General features: G+C 77.4%; 11 protein-coding genes. 8 read left to right on the top strand and 3 right to left on the bottom strand.

Annotation, left to right across the window (positions count from 1 at the left end):
• The first annotated feature begins 31 nt into the window (after nt 1–31).
• From BLR12_RS00520 to BLR12_RS00500, 5 genes are all read left to right on the top strand, one after another.
• Nucleotides 32–4,114 carry a fibronectin type III domain-containing protein gene (locus BLR12_RS00520; RefSeq protein ID WP_091372042.1) on the top strand — a complete coding sequence of 1,361 codons (4,083 nt, stop codon included), beginning with the start codon at nt 32–34 and terminating at the stop codon, nt 4,112–4,114.
• A 37-nt stretch (nt 4,115–4,151) separates the two neighbouring features.
• The gene (locus tag BLR12_RS00515) at nt 4,152–4,700 is read left to right on the top strand and encodes a DNA-3-methyladenine glycosylase I (RefSeq protein ID WP_218120486.1); all 549 of its coding nucleotides are present in this window, start codon (nt 4,152–4,154) and stop codon (nt 4,698–4,700) included.
• Nucleotides 4,701–4,975: 275 nt separating this feature from the next.
• Nucleotides 4,976–5,143, top strand: coding sequence for a DUF3117 domain-containing protein (locus tag BLR12_RS00510; protein WP_012947303.1), 168 nt, complete (start codon nt 4,976–4,978; stop codon nt 5,141–5,143).
• A gap of 86 nt (nt 5,144–5,229) precedes the next feature.
• Nucleotides 5,230–6,744 carry a leucyl aminopeptidase family protein gene (locus BLR12_RS00505; RefSeq protein ID WP_091372035.1) on the top strand — a complete coding sequence of 505 codons (1,515 nt, stop codon included), beginning with the start codon at nt 5,230–5,232 and terminating at the stop codon, nt 6,742–6,744.
• A complete protein-coding gene (locus BLR12_RS00500) occupies nt 6,741–8,189 on the top strand; it encodes a hypothetical protein (protein WP_091372032.1) in 1,449 nt (482 codons plus the stop codon). The genes BLR12_RS00505 and BLR12_RS00500 overlap by 4 nt, the downstream gene beginning before the upstream one ends.
• 9 nt (nt 8,190–8,198) lie before the next feature.
• Here BLR12_RS00500 and BLR12_RS00495 read toward each other — a convergent pair whose 3' ends face one another.
• Together BLR12_RS00495 and BLR12_RS00490 are read right to left on the bottom strand one after the other, a co-directional pair.
• Nucleotides 8,199–8,576 (bottom strand): GntR family transcriptional regulator, encoded by a 378-nt coding sequence (locus BLR12_RS00495; RefSeq protein ID WP_091372029.1) that lies wholly within the window; start codon nt 8,574–8,576, stop codon nt 8,199–8,201.
• Nucleotides 8,570–9,295 (bottom strand): hypothetical protein, encoded by a 726-nt coding sequence (locus tag BLR12_RS00490; protein WP_091372026.1) that lies wholly within the window; start codon nt 9,293–9,295, stop codon nt 8,570–8,572. The genes BLR12_RS00495 and BLR12_RS00490 overlap by 7 nt, the downstream gene beginning before the upstream one ends.
• A 327-nt stretch (nt 9,296–9,622) precedes the next feature.
• Between BLR12_RS00490 and BLR12_RS00485 the strand changes: the two genes are divergently transcribed.
• Nucleotides 9,623–10,642, top strand: coding sequence for an SAM-dependent methyltransferase (locus BLR12_RS00485; RefSeq protein WP_091372023.1), 1,020 nt, complete (start codon nt 9,623–9,625; stop codon nt 10,640–10,642).
• 151 nt (nt 10,643–10,793) lie between these two features.
• Entirely contained in the window at nt 10,794–12,308 is a 1,515-nt protein-coding gene (locus tag BLR12_RS00480) for an HNH endonuclease signature motif containing protein (protein ID WP_255363214.1), read from the top strand.
• Nucleotides 12,309–12,415: 107 nt separating this feature from the next.
• Here the strand turns inward: BLR12_RS00480 and BLR12_RS00475 are convergent, their stop codons facing one another.
• Nucleotides 12,416–13,918, bottom strand: a complete 1,503-nt coding sequence (locus BLR12_RS00475) for a phytoene desaturase family protein (protein ID WP_091372020.1) — start codon at nt 13,916–13,918, stop codon at nt 12,416–12,418.
• 148 nt (nt 13,919–14,066) lie between these two features.
• On the opposite strand from BLR12_RS00475, the gene BLR12_RS00470 reads away from it, so the two are divergent.
• Entirely contained in the window at nt 14,067–14,465 is a 399-nt protein-coding gene (locus tag BLR12_RS00470) for a hypothetical protein (RefSeq protein WP_218120485.1), read from the top strand.
• Nucleotides 14,466–14,472: the final 7 nt, after the last annotated feature.

Genomic DNA, 14,472 nt, shown 5'->3' with positions numbered 1-14,472 from the left:
TCCGCGGGCGCCTCCGGGAGGGGGACGCGAGATGCGGCTGCTGCGCCTGCTGGCCGTCGTCCTCGCGGTGCTCACCGTGGCGCTGTGCGGACAGCCCACCCCCTCGCCGCGGCTGCAGACGGCGAGCACCCAGGACCCCGCACCTCCGGCGAGCGTCGTGGCGACCGGTGCCGACCGGGCGCTGGTCGTCACCTGGAGCGCGTCGCCCGAGACGACCACCAGCGGCTACCAGGTGTTCCTGGGCACCGAGACGACGCCCCGGGCCACCACGAACGCCACCACCCGGAGCGCCACCCTGACCGGGCTGGTGAACGGCCAGGAGTACACCGTCACCGTGCGGACCCAGACGACCGAGGTCGTCTTCCTGTTCCCCACCAACTACGTGGGCCAGCCGAGCGCCCCGGCCCGCGGCACCCCGCGGGACACCGTCGCGCCGGCCGCCCCCACCGGTGTGGCCGCCACCCGCGGGGACGGCCGGGTCGACCTGTCCTGGACGGCGAACACGGCCGACTACGACGCCGACGCCTACCGCGTGCTCCGCGACGGCGTGGACGTCAGCGGCGTGCTCGCCGGCCGCGGCACCACGACCTGGCGGGACACCGCGGTGGTCAACGACCGCACCTACGGCTACACCGTGCAGACCCGCGACACCTCGGGGAACTGGTCGGCCTCCTCGGCACCCGCGGCCGGCGCGACCCCGACCGACCTGACCCCGCCCGCGGCGCCCACCGGGCTGACCGGCGGCCGGGGCGACGGGCGCGCCGGACTGTCCTGGACGGCGAGCACCGAGCCCGACCTCGCCGGCTACGCGCTGCTGCGGGACGGCCAGCAGGTGGTGTTCCTGGCCGGCACCTCGCACGTCGACCAGCCGCTGGTCAACGACCGCACCTACCGCTACACGCTGGTCGCCGTGGACACCCACGGGAACCGGTCGGCGCCCTCGGCCGCGGTCGACGTCACGCCCACCGACCTCACCCCGCCGGCCGCTCCGACGGGCCTGGCCGCGCAGCGCGGCGACGGGCGGGTCACGCTGACCTGGACGGCCAACGCCGAGCCCGACCTGGCTTCCTACCGGGTGCTCCGCGGCGGCACCGAGGTCGCCACCGTGACCGGCGCGACCACGTACACCGACGCCCCGCTGGTCAACGACACCACCTACCGCTACACGCTCGTCGCGGTGGACGCCCACGGCAACCGGTCGGTCTCCTCGGCCGCGGTCAGCGCCACGCCGCACGAGCTGGAGGCCCCGGCGCCGCCCACCGGCCTGACCGCCACCGCCGGCGACCGCCGGGTGGACCTGACCTGGAACGCCAACACCGAGCCCGACCTCGCCGGCTACCGGGTGCTGCGCGACGGCGTGCAGGTCGCCACCGTGACCGCCCCGGCGTACACCGACACCACCGTCGCCGACGGCACGACCTACGCCTACGCGGTCGTCGCCGTCGACACGCACGACAACCCGTCGCCCCCCTCGGGGACCGTGACCGTGACGACCCCCGACCTCCGGGCGCCGGCCCGCCCGGCCGGCTTCAGCGCCACCGCCGGCGAGGGCGAGGTGGTGCTGCGCTGGACGCCGAACACCGAGCCCGACCTCGCGGGTTACCGGGTGCTGCGCGACGGCGTGCAGGTCGCCACCGTGACCGGGACGAGCCACACCGACGCCGACGTGGTCGACGGCACGACCTACGAGTACGCGCTGGTCGCCGTCGACCGGGCGGGCAACGCCTCGGAGCCCGCGACGGCCTCGGCGACGCCGACCGACCGGACCGCGCCGGCCGCCCCCACGGGCGTGAGCGCGGTGCGCGGCGACGGTCTGGTCAGCCTCTCCTGGGCGGCCGGCACCGAGCCCGACCTGGCCGGCTACGTGGTGCTGCGCGACGGCGTCGAGCTCGCCCGGGTCCCCGGCACCACGCACGTCGACGCCGGCCTGCCCGCCGACGCCGCCCACGCGTACTCCGTGGCCGCGGTCGACACCCACGGCAACACGTCGGCCGCCACGCCCGCGGCCGTGGAGACCCCCGCCGACCGCAGGGCACCCGGCGGGCCCGCGGGGCTGACCGCGGTCGCCGGTGACGGGCAGGTCACGCTCACCTGGACGGCGAACGACGAGCCCGACCTGGCCGGCTACGTGCTGCTGCGCGACGGCGTCGAGGTCGCCACGCCGACCGGGACCACGTACACCGACAGCGGGCTGGTCAACGACCGCGTCTACAGCTACGCGCTGGTCGCCGTCGACACCTCCGCGAACGCCTCGAGGGCGACGAAGGCTGAGACCGCGCGGCCGACCGATCTCACCCCGCCGGCGGTGCCGGCCGGCTTCACCGGGACGCCGGGCGACGGGCGGGTCGACCTCGCGTGGGCGGCGAACACCGAGCCCGACCTCGCCCGCTACGTGCTCCGGCGCGACGGCGTGCGGGTGACCATCCCGCCGGGGACGGCGTACAGCGACACCGGGCTGGTCAACGGCCGCAGCTACACCTACACGCTGGTCGCCGTCGACGGCCACGGCAACGCCTCGGCCGCGGCGACCGTCGTCGTCACCCCCGCCGACCGCACCCCGCCGCCGGCCCCCACCGGGGTGACCGTCGTGACCGGCGACGGGCAGGCCGAGCTGAGCTGGGCGCCCGCTCCGGCCGACGTCACCGAGCACCGGGTGCTGGCCGCCGACGGGAGCACCGTCGCGACCGCGCCGGCGCCGGCCACCTCGGTTGTGGTGACCGGCCTGACCAACGGCACGACGTACCGGTTCACGGTGGTGGCGGTCGACGCGAGCGGCAACGTGTCGGCGCCGTCCGCCGAGGTGACGGTGACCCCGCTGGCCGCGACCGTCCCGGCGGAGGGGGCGGGGGAGAGCGGCGGCCTGGCCGCCGGCGGCGACGGCCGGTTCGTCGTCGTCGGCACCCGCGCCCGCCTCGATCCGGCCGACACCAACAGCGCCTACGAGCTCCACCTCGTCGACCGCACCCTCGGCACCCGCACGCGGATCGCCCCGCTCGCGGCCGGCGCAACCGGCGCGACCGACCCGACCAACACCAGCGTGCCGGCGGTCAGCGACGACGGCCGCTCCGTCGCCCTGGCCACCCGAGCCGCGCTCGACCCCCGCGACACCAACGGGCAGGCCGACGTGTACCGGTTCGACGTCGCGACCCGGACCTGGACCCTGGTCAGCGTCCCGCAGGGCGGCACGGCCCACGCGACGGTGGCCGGCACGCTGCTGCAGACGGCGGCGTCGGTCTACGCCACCGGCCCCGCGGTCGCGATCTCCGCCGACGGCGACCTGGTGCTCTTCCACTCCGCCCGCGCCGACCTCGTCCCCGGGGACACCAACGGCCGCGTCGACGTCTTCGCCAAGCGGCTGTCCACCGGTGCGGTCACCCGTGTCTCGACGACCACGGCGGGCGGCGAGCTGCCGGGCCCGGCCACCGGGCCGGCGCTCGCGCTGACCCCCGACGGGCGGTTCGCCGTCTTCGGCGTCGACACCGCCATCGGGGTGCAGGCCTACCGCAAGACGCTGTCCGGGGCCGGCGCCGGGGAGGCCCGGGTGGTCTCCCAGGTCACCACCGCCCTCGGCCGGACGCTGCCGTTCGCGGTCTACCGCGACACCGGTGACCTGGCGGTCAGCGACGACGGCCGCTACGTCGCCCTGGTGACCACCAACAAGGTGACCACCGGCTCGCCCGCCCAGACCAACGGGACGGGGCTGGCCTACCGCGTCGACCTGGCCACCGGCGCGGTCGTCGCGCTGGGCACCGGGCAGACCTCGGCGTGGGAGCACCAGGTCGAGCTGGACCCCACCGGCCGGTACGCCTTCTTCGCCACCACCGCGGCGGCCCTGCCCTCGGACGGCAACGGCCACACCGACCACTACCGCCGCGACCTCGACGGCGGGGTCGCCGGGCCGCTCGTGCTGGTCACCGCGGACGCCGCCGGGCGGGCCACGGTCGGCCCGACCGGCGCGGTGACCCCCGCCGAGTACGGCCGGCTGCTGGCGGTCACCGGCGACCGGGTGCTGGTGACGACCTCGCAGCCGCTGTCGGCGACCGACGTCAACCTGCGGCGCGACCTCTACACCAAGGACCTGGCCAGCGGCGCCGTGGGCTCGGTCCTGGGCTGAGCCGGGACCGTCGGCGGCCGGGGCTACGGTGCCGGCCGTGGACCGGATCCGGTGTGCGTGGGGCGACAGCGCCCCCGAGTACGTCGCCTACCACGACGAGGAGTGGGGGACGCCGCTGCACGGGGACGACGCCCTGTTCGAGCGGCTCTGCCTCGAGGCGTTCCAGTCGGGGCTGTCCTGGCTCACCATCCTGCGCAAGCGCCCCGCGTTCCGGGCCGCCTTCGCCGGCTTCTCGATCGACGCGGTGGCGGCGTTCGGCCCCGACGACGAGGCCCGGCTGCTCGCCGACGCCGGCATCGTCCGCAACCGGGCCAAGGTGGCCGCCGCGATCGGCAACGCCCGCGCCGCGCAGCGGGTCCCCGAGGGGCTGTCCGCGCTGCTGTGGTCCTTCGCCCCGCCCGGCCCGCGGCCCCGCCCGGCCACCCTCGCCGACGTCCCGGCGACCAGCCCGGAGTCGACGGCGATGGCCCGCGAGCTCAAGCGCCGCGGCTTCGTCTTCGTCGGCCCCACCACCGCCTACGCCCTCATGCAGGCCACGGGGATGGTGGACGACCACGTGGCGTCCTGCTGCCGCGCCACCCCGTGAAGCTGCCCCCTGCAGGGTCCCGCCGCGAGCCCGGTGAGGGGCTGGAACGGCCCTCCTGCAGGGTGGAGGACCCCGTCCGCCTCGCCACTCGCACGCTCGCGGCGAGCCTCTGGACGGGGCCTGGCGCGAGCCTGCGAGGGGTGGGGGGCAAGGGGGTCCTCCACCTCGGGTTGGACCTCCGAGCGGGATACGGGATCATGGAGGCCGGAGCTCACAGCATCGACGACGCCGGGACGCGGCTCACGGGGCGCGCACGGCCGACGAAGGAGGCACGCATGGCGGCCATGAAGCCGCGCACGGGTGAAGGTCCCCTCGAGGTCACCAAGGAGGGGCGGGGCCTGGTCATGCGCGTCCCGCTCGAAGGCGGCGGTCGCCTGGTCGTCGAGCTGTCGCCCGACGAGGCCGCGGCGCTCTCCGAGGCACTGAAGGGCGCGACCAGCTGAACACCCCCGCGAGCCTGCCCTCGGGCAGCCCCGCGCTGGACACGGCCCCGGCCGCCGGCAGCACGCCGGCGACCGGGGCCGCGCCGTTGCCGCGGGTCGAGGTCCTCACCGAACTCCCGGCGCTCGGCGAGGACGACGTCCTGGCCGTACCCGTCGGCAGCGGGTCCGCGCTGCCCGCCTGGGTGACCGGGCCGGACGCGCCGGTCGACGCCGGACTGCTCGCCGGCGCGCTGGCCGACACCGGCAACACCGGCGGGCCGGGGAACGTCACCAACCTGCCGGTGCCCGGCCGCCGGCCGCGCAGCGTGGTGGCCGTCGGGGTCGGTGACGCCACGCTGCCCGACCTGCGCGGCTACGTGGCCACCGCCGTCCGCCGCGCGCAGACCCTGGCCGAGCACGGCGCGCGCCGGCTGGTGCTGCCGCTGGACGACGCCGCCGCCCCGGCGGGCGCCGAGGAGGTGCGCCTGGCCGTCGAGGCCGCGCTGCTGGCCGGCTACCGCTTCCGGGAGACGTCCACGCCCCACCCGCCGAGGCTGCAGACCGTCACGGTCGTGGCCGCCGACGGTGCGGACCCGGCGGTCACCGCCGCGGCGCGGGCCGGCGAGGTCACCGGGCAGGCCGTCGCCTGGGCCCGCGACCTGGTGAACACCCCCAGCAACACCAAGGACCCGGCCTGGCTCGCCGCGCAGGCGGTCGAGCGGCTGGCCGGGCTGCCGCACGTCGAGGTCACCGTGCTCGGCCCCGAGGAGCTGCGGGCCGGCGGATTCGGCGGCGTGCTGGCCGTCGGCGGCGGCTCGGCCAGCCCGCCGCGGGTGGTCGTCGCGAGCCACCGGCCTCCGGGTGCCGGCCCGGGCCACGTCGTGCTGGTCGGCAAGGGCATCACCTTCGACACCGGCGGCATCTCGATCAAGCCCACCGCCGGCATGCGCGAGATGAAGACCGACATGGCCGGCGGCGCCGCCGTCCTCGCCGCGGTGGACGCCGCCGCCCGGCTGGGCCTGCCGGTCGCGGTCACCGCCGTCGTCCCCGCCGCGGAGAACGCGGTCTCCGGCTCCGCCTACCGCCCGGCCGACGTGGTGCGGCACGTCGGCGGCCGGACGACCGAGGTGCTCAACACCGACGCCGAGGGCCGCATGGTGCTCGCCGACGGGCTGGCGTGGGGGCGGCTGGAGCTCGGCGCCACGGTGCTCGTGGACGTCGCCACGCTGACCGGCGCGATGAAGGTCGCGCTCGGCACCCGCACCGCGGGGCTGTACGCGACCACCGACGGGCTGGCCGACGCGCTGCGCACCGCCGCCGGGCACGCCGGCGAGCCGGTGTGGCGGATGCCGCTGGCCGAGGAGCACGCCGACCTGCTCGAGAGCACCGTCGCCGACGCGAACAACGCACCGGGCAACCCCGGGGGGACGACGGCGGCGCTGTTCCTGCGGCCCTTCGCCGGTGACCTGCCGTGGGCGCACCTGGACGTCGCCGGCCCGGCCCGCGCCGGGTCCGACGACGCCGAGGTGGTCAAGGGCGGCACCGGCTTCGGCGCGCGGATCCTGCTCCGCTGGCTGGAGGCCGGCGCTCCCGTCGACTCGTCGTCGGTGCTCGACCGGTGAGCGAGTCGGGGGTCGTCTTCCCGTCCGGTCCCGACGGCCGGCGCAGCACCGCGGCGCTCGGCCGGGCGGTCGTCGCCGACGCGCTGCGCCCGGTGGACCCCACCGGTGCCGGCGCGGCCGAGCGGGAGACCAACTGGCGGACCGGGTACCTGTCGCACTTCCGCCGGCTGGTGGAGGCCGGGCTGCCCTCGCGGGACGCCGCGCTCGCCATCGCCGATGCCGGGTTGATCGCGCTGCACGCGCGGATGCGGGTGGCCGGCCCGGACGGTGCGGAGACCGGCCTGGCGGAGCTCGCCACCGCGCCCGCCGGCCGCACCCTCGGCACGGCGGAGGTCGCCGGGAACGCCGAGCCCGAGCGCGAGCTGTCGCTGCCCTTCCGCGGCGAGCGGCTGCGCGGTGACGCCCTGCTGCGCCGGCTCGACACCTGGGTCGAGGGCGGGGTCGTGGAGCCCTCCGCGGCCGAGGCGGTGCGCACCGTCGTGGCCCACCCCGAGTGGCTCGCGCTGCCCGGCACGACGGTCGTCGTGCTCGGCGCGGGCGCGGAGATGGGTCCGCTCACCGCGCTGCTGCGCTGGGGCGCCCGGGTGGCCGGCGTCGACCTGCCCCGGCCGCAGCTGTGGGAGCGGGTGCTCGACACCGCCCGCCGGGGCGCCGGCACGCTGCTGTACCCGGTGGCCGGGGACGCCGGCGCCCCGGGCGCGGACCTGATCAGCGAGGTGCCCGCCGTCGCCGAGTGGGTGACCGGGCTGCCCGGGCGCCCGGTGCTCGGCGACTACGTCTACGCAGACGGCGCGACCAACGTGCGGGTGTCGACCGCGGTCGACGCGCTGACCGTGCGGCTGGCCGCGACCCGCGACGACCTCGCGCTGGCCTTCCTCGCCACGCCCACCGACGTCTTCGCCGTCCCGCCGGACGCCGTGGCCCAGTCGGTGCGCGCCTATGCCGGGCGCTCGCGCGCGGCGAAGCTGCTGGGCCGCCCGCTGCGGACGCTCAGCGCCGGCCGGCTGCTGCAACGGGCGTACGTGCCGGGCAGCGACCCGGGCGTCTCCGACAGCCTGGTGCCCCAGCAGGGCCCCAACTACGCGCTGGCCAAGCGGCTGCAGCGGTGGCGGGCGACCGTCGCGCGGGCCGCGGGGACGACGGTGTCGATGAACGTCGCCCCACCGACCCGCACCCGCTCGGTGCTGAAGAACCGCGCGCTTGCGGCGGCCTACGCGGGGGCGCACCGGTTCGGCGTCGAGGTCTTCGACCCGGCGACGTCCAACGTGCTCATGGCCGCGCTGCTGGTGCACGACCTGCACACGGGCGGCGGGCCGGCGCACGAGCAGCCGTGGCAGGACGAGGCGTACGCCGCGGTGCACGGCGGGCTGTGGCGGACCGCCTACGCCCCGCGCAGCGCGCTGGGCCTGGCCGCCCTGCTCGGCTACGGCGCCGCGCGCAGCTGAGGACGGAGTTCAGGCTCGCGGGTCGGCCGCGGGGCGGCGCAGCGCCTGCCGGACCGCGTCGAGGACGTCGTCCTCGGCCAGGCCGAGCCGGCGGGCGGCGGCGGCCAGCCGTCCCGCGGCCTCGGCGAGCTCGGCGCCCTCGGCCGTCGCGGCCGCGCTGACGACCGCACCGCGGCCGCGGCGCAGCTCGACCAGCCCCTCGTCGCGCAGCTGCTGGTAGCCGCGCAGCACGGTGTGCACGTTCACGCCGAGCGACGTGGCGAGGTCGCGGGCGGCCGGCAGCCGGTGGCCCGGTCCGACGGTCCCGTCCTCGATGCCCCGGCGCACCGCGGCGGCGACCTGGTCGCCCAGCGGGACGGGCGAGGCCGGGTCGATCGCGATCAGCACTGACGGGCCCGCTCGGCGAGGGTGTTGACCAGGGCGGCGGCGGTCGCCGCGTCGTCCACCGTGACGAGGAAGCGGGAGCCGTCGCCGAGGTCGAGCTCGAGCGCCTCCCCGCCGCGGAGCAGCAGGGCGGTGCGCTCGCCGCGCATCCGCACCCCCCACCCGCCCATCTCCGTGGCGCGGACGTCGGTCCGCCGGGCGCTCGCCACGCGGTCCAGCGGCACGTGCAGCCGGGGACGCCGGACGAGCCCGGGGTGCGCGGTCAGCCCCGTGGCGTCGACGGTGACCCGGGCGGAGGTCCCCACGGCCAGCGCCGCGGCCACGAGCAGGGCCGGTGCCCCGGCCGCCGCACCGGCGGTGACGGTCAGCGCGGCCCCCAGCCCGGCCGCCCCGAGGGCGCCGACCGCGATGGGGGCCGCGACGACGACGCGGGTCCACACGGCGCGGCCGCCCGCCGGGAGGTCGATCCGCGGCGCCTCGGCGGGCGGCGGCTGCGGGGTCCGGACCGGCGCGGGGGACCGGCCGAGGAGCCACCCCAGGGCGCTGCCGCCGGCCAGTGCGGCGAGGGCCAGTAGGAACACCCACCCCGGCACGGGCCGCCCCAACAGGTCCGTGCGGTCGAGGCTGGTGGCGAGCAGCGACACCGCACCCGCGGCGACCACGGCGGCCGACCCGGACGAGGCGGCGGACAGCAACCGCAGTGCGGCGGGGTTGCGGCGCACACGGCGACCCCGGTCGCGGCGAACAGCCCGGTCGTGGACACGCCGTCGATCCGGCCGTCCGCGCCGATGTGGGACGCCACCCCTGCCGGGAACCGGTCGGCCCAGCCCAAGGCGGCGGCGAGCGCCGCCCCGGCCAGCAGGGGTGCGGAGACGGCGACTACCCGGGAACGCTGCACATCGACCTCCTGGCGACTTGTTATAGCTCAACTATAACACACCTCTCCTGCGACGGTGCCGTCGACCGCCTCGGGTGCCAGGTCGGCGCGACCCTGGCAGTCGCCGGCCGGCTGCACAAGAGTGGGTCCCCGCCGACCCGGAGGAGCGCCCATGGCCCGGCTGTCCCGTGCACGCACCCTGCTCGCGCTGCTGCGGGCAGGGAACCTCCGCGCCCGGCTCCGGGTCACCCGCGACGGGCAGGCCGCCATCCGGCTGGGCCTCGGTGCGGCGGCCCTGGACACCGGCGTGCTCGACGCCCTGGCCGGCGGTCCGGTCACGACCGCGGAGCTGGCCCGCCGCGTCGGCGCGGTCGAGGAGGAGCTGCTGGCGGCGTTCCTGCGGGTCCTCGCGGCCGCCGGGCTGGTGCACGACGACGGGGTCCGGTGGTCCCTGGCGGCGGGCGGGCGGGCCGTGGTCGGCGACGACCTGGTGCGCGCCTCGTACGAGGCGTTCGCCGGGTTCCACACCGGGCTGTACCGGGACCTCGGGACGGTGCTGGCCGGCTGGTCCCGCCGGCGGGACGTCGTCGAGCGGGGTGGCGTCATCGCCCGGGTCTCGGCGGCGTTCGAGCCGTTCGTCGACGCCGTCCTCCGCGAGACGGTGACCGCCGGAGCGCCGCGCCGAGTGCTCGACGTCGGCTGCGGGGCGGGGCTCCAGCTGGCCACGATGCTGGCGGCCGCGCCCGGGGCCGAGGGCGTGGGCGTCGACACGGACGAGGACGCCGTGGCGCTGGCCCGGCGCACCCTGGCCGACCGCGGGCTGGCGGGGCGGGCGCGGGTCCTGCGGGCCGACCTCCGGGACCTGGTCGCCGAGGAGACCCCGTTCGACCTGGTGCTGCTCGCCAACATCGTCTACTACGTGCCGGTCGGTGAGCGGGTCGCCCTCCTGCGCAGCCTCGCCGAGCTGCTCGTCCCCGGCGGCACGCTGCTGGTCGTGACGACGGCGGCCACGCCGCAGCTGGTCAGCCGGCACTTCGACCTGCTGCTCCGTGCGCAGGAGGGGGCCATGGAGCTCCCGGACGCCGACGTGCTCGTCGGTCAGCTGCGCGAGGCGGGCCTCGATCCGGCTGAGCCGCGGCGGATGGCACCGGGCACGCCGCTGGTCGCGGTGTCCGCCGTCCGCCCGGGGTGAGACCGTCGGCGTCCGCTCGGGTCGGGACTCGACCCGCGCCGATCCCTGACGGGGTGGAGTGGTGCTCCGCCGCCACGGCCAGTGAGGATCTCGTCCGCGGAGTTCCTGCTCAGCTGCCAGAATCGTCGTACCCCGAACGTATGTTCGGTCCATGACGTCGATCCGGGGGCAGCAGTCGGTAGAAGGGCTGCTGGTCGACTGGTCGGTCGCGCAGCCGCTGCCCGACCGCCGGCTGCCGGTGTCGATGCTGACCCGGGCGCAGAAGGCCGCGGAGTTGCAGCGGGTGGTCTCCGCCCGGGCGATGGCGGCGGCGTACGAGGCAGAGTTGGTGCTGGGGCTGGCCGACGACAGCCCCGACACGTTGGATCCGCCGCCCGGGCATCCGGGTGCGCGGAAGGGGTCGTGGGCTGCGGACACCGAGCTGCCCGGGGTGAGTGAGTTCTTCCCGGCCGAGCTGGCGGTGGTGCTCAACTGCGGGCGCGGAACTGCCGCGCACCTGGCGCACCGGGCGTGGGTGTACCGGGAGAGCCTGCCGGCCACCTGGGCAGCGCTGTCCGAGGGTGTGCTGGACGAGGCGCGGGCCAAGGTGCTGGTCGACGTGCTTGCGCACACCGCTCCGGCGATCGCCCGGGTGATCGAGTCCCGGCTGCTGCCCGAGGCGGCCGGCCTGTCGATCGGCCGGCTGCGGGCCCGCGCGCTGGCGCTGCTGCTCGAGCGGGACGCGGCCGCCATCGACGGGCGGCGCAAGGCCGCGCAGCGGCAGGCCGATGTGCGCGTCTACCCCGCCTCCCGGGAGGGGATGGCGACGCTGGCCGCGGAGCTACCGGCCGAGGAGGCCGCGGAGGGCTTCGACCTGATCGACCAGCTGGCCCGGATGGTCAAGGCCGACGGCGATCCCCGCCCGATCGGGCAGCTGCGCGCCGAGGTGTTCTCCCGGCTGATCCGCCGCCCCGCCGACCCCGGCCTGCCCGCGGCCACCGCGCACGTCACGGTCACCGCGGCGCTGGACGCCCTGGAGGGCAGCTCGAACACCCCCGGATCGGTGGCCGGGCTGCCGATCACCGCTACGCACGTCCGCGACCTCCTGCAACGCATCGGTGCGCTGGGGCTGCGCGCACCCGAGGGCGGGTCGCTGGGCTTCGCGCTCACCGACCCCGACGGGCGGCTGCTGGCCACCGCCACGCCGGCGCAGCTGGAACGGCTGGCCCGCCGCGGCTGCCGGGACCACCCCGGCCGCGAGTGCGCGTGTGCGGTCCTCGACCGGCCACCGCCGACCGGCGCGTACGAGCCCACCGCCGCCCAGCACGCGTTCGTCACCACCCGCGACCGCGCCTGCCGCTTCCCCACCTGCGGCCAGCGGGTCGGCTGGACCGACCGCGACCACGTCCTCCCGCACGCCGACGGCGGCGAGACCGACTGCGCCAACCTGTGCTGCCTGTGCCGCTCCCACCACCGGCTCAAGACCCACGCCCGCGGCTGGCGGTTCACCATGGACGACGACGGCACCCTGACCGTGACCACCCCCTCCGAGGTCACCCGCACCACCCGACCACCCGGCATGCGCCCACCGTCCGGGACGCGGCCACCGCCGGACACGGACCCACCGGACACGGACGCACCGATCTCGGCTGGGCTGCCTCCGGACGACGATCCGCCTCCGTTCTGACGCGGAGCCGATGACGCCGACCTGTCCCGGTGCCGGCATGGTCACCGCGCCGTCCCGCACGCACGTGACCGGGGAGTGGTGCCCGCAGAAACGCGCCCTGCGTGCGGTCAGGCCGGGCCGACGAGGCCCGCGACGATCTCCGCCGACAGCGCGACCAGCGGCAGCCCGCCGCCCGGGTGGGAGGAACCCCCGACGAGGAACAGGCCCGGCACGGGGGAGGCGTTGCCCGGCCGCAGGAAGGCCGCGCGGGCGCCGTTGCTCGACGTCCCGTAGATCGAGCCGCCGACGCTGCGGGTGTCGCGCTCGAGATCGGCCGGGGTGCGGGGAACGCACCAGCGCACCCGGTCGCGGACGTCCAGGCCGCGGCGGGCCATCACGTCGAGCACCTGCCGCGCGTACCGGTCGGCCAGCCCGGGGGCGTCCCAGTCCACGCCGCCGGCCGGGTCGTGGCGCGGGGCGTTGACCAGCACGAACCACGACTCGCTGTCGTCGTCCGGTCGCGTGGCCGGGTCGTCGGGGGCGCTGACGTACACGGTCGGGTCGCCGACCGGCTGCGGCGCGCCTCGGTGCCGGCCGACGCCGAAAACCGCGTCGAACTCGGCGTCGTAGTCGCCGGGGAACAGCACGGTGTGGTGCGCGAGCCCCGGCGTCCGCCCGCGCAGCGCGAGCAGCAGCACGAACCCCGACAGCGACGGCGTGCTGCGGGCCAGGTCGCGCCGGACGCCGCGGGTCGACCGGGAGGAGGGGAGCAGGTCCGCGTACAGCGCCGCGGCGTCCGCGCCGGAGACGACGACGTCGGTCCGCAGCACCTCCCCGCCGGTCAGCCGCACCCCGGCTGCCCGGCCGCCCTCCACCAGCACCCGCTCGACGGCCGTCCCGGTGCGGACCACCGCGCCGCGCTCGACGGCCCGCTGCGCCACCGCCTCGGCCAGCCGGCGCAGTCCGCCGCGCACGTACCAGGAGCCGAAGGCCTGCTCGACGTACGGCACGGTCGCCAGCACCGCGGGCGCCCGCCGTGGGTCGGAGCCGGAGTAGGTGGCGTAGCGGTCGAGCAGCGTGCGCAGCCGGGGGTCGTGCAGGTGGGCCGTCCCCAGGCCGCGCAGCGTCTGCCAGGGAGCGACCGTCGCGACGTCGGAGGCACTGCGGGCCAGCCGGGCGAGCGTGGCCGCGCCGGCCAGCGGCGAGCGCAGGAACGGCTGCTCGGTGACCCGCCACATCTCCGCGGCCCGCGCCGTGAGCGCCGCCCACTGCGCGCCGGCGCCGGCGCCGAGGGCGGCGTCCAGCGCGTCCGGGACGGCGGCGGCCTCCCCGGGCACCGCCAGCGGCGTCCCGTCGGCGAAGCGGTACGCGACGGCCGGGTCCAGGCGGACCAGGTCGACGGCGTCCTCCAGCGGTCCGCCGGTGGCCGCGAACAGGTCGCGGTAGAGCTGGGGGAGGGTGACCAGGCTCGGGCCGGTGTCGAACCCGTGCCCGTCGCGGGCGTACCAGCCGAGCTTGCCGCCGACCTGCGGCGCCTGCTCCAGCACGGTGACCGCGTGCCCGAGCGCGGCCAGCCGGGCCGCCGCCGCGAGGCCGCCGAGGCCGGCGCCGACCACCGCCACCCGCGCCACGCCGCCACGGTAACCGTGCGGCGCGATGCCCGTGGGCAACCCCCGTTACCCGCTCGGGTGACGATCGTTTGCCGCGCGAGGGGACGGGGGTACGCGGTCGGCCCGGTCAGCACAGCCGGGAGGCGGAGGGGGAGGACGGGAGGCGCACGTGGCTACCCCGACGACGAGGTGCGCAGCCGCTGCGGTGCTGGCGGCAGCCGCGCTGCTGTCCGGCTGCGCGGGTCTGGAGGAGGACGACGTCGCACAGGTGGCCGGCGCCTTCGAGGACCCGGCGACGGCCCCCGCCGACCGGTGCGCGCTGCTCGCACCGACGACGCGGGACGCCCTGGAGTCCGACGGGTCGGCGCCCTGCGTCCAGGCCATCGAGCAGGTCCCGCTCCCGGGCGGCGCGGTCGAGGCGGTGGAGGTCTGGGGCGGCGAGGCCCAGGTGCGGCTCGGCGGCGACACGGTGTTCCTGACCGAGACCCCGGCCGGGTGGCGGGTGACCGCCGCGGTCTGCCAGCCGCGCGGCGAGCTGCCCTACGACTGCGAGGTGGAGGGGGCGTGAACGGCGT

The organism is Geodermatophilus sp. DSM 45219, from assembly GCF_900104025.1.
GTDB lineage: Bacteria > Actinomycetota > Actinomycetes > Mycobacteriales > Geodermatophilaceae > Geodermatophilus.
Note: the sequence above shows the minus strand (reverse complement) of the source record. Positions and strands in the feature narration are given on the sequence as shown.

Bases quoted from the DNA above. Each gene is read 5' to 3' on its own strand.
- BLR12_RS00520 (WP_091372042.1), top strand. From the start codon at position 32: ATGCGGCTGCTGCGCCTGCTGGCCGTCGTCCTCGCGGTGCTCACCGTG.
- BLR12_RS00510 (WP_012947303.1), top strand. From the start codon at position 4,976: ATGGCGGCCATGAAGCCGCGCACGGGTGAAGGTCCCCTCGAGGTCACC.
- BLR12_RS00485 (WP_091372023.1), top strand. From the start codon at position 9,623: ATGGCCCGGCTGTCCCGTGCACGCACCCTGCTCGCGCTGCTGCGGGCA.
- BLR12_RS00480 (WP_255363214.1), top strand. From the start codon at position 10,794: ATGACGTCGATCCGGGGGCAGCAGTCGGTAGAAGGGCTGCTGGTCGAC.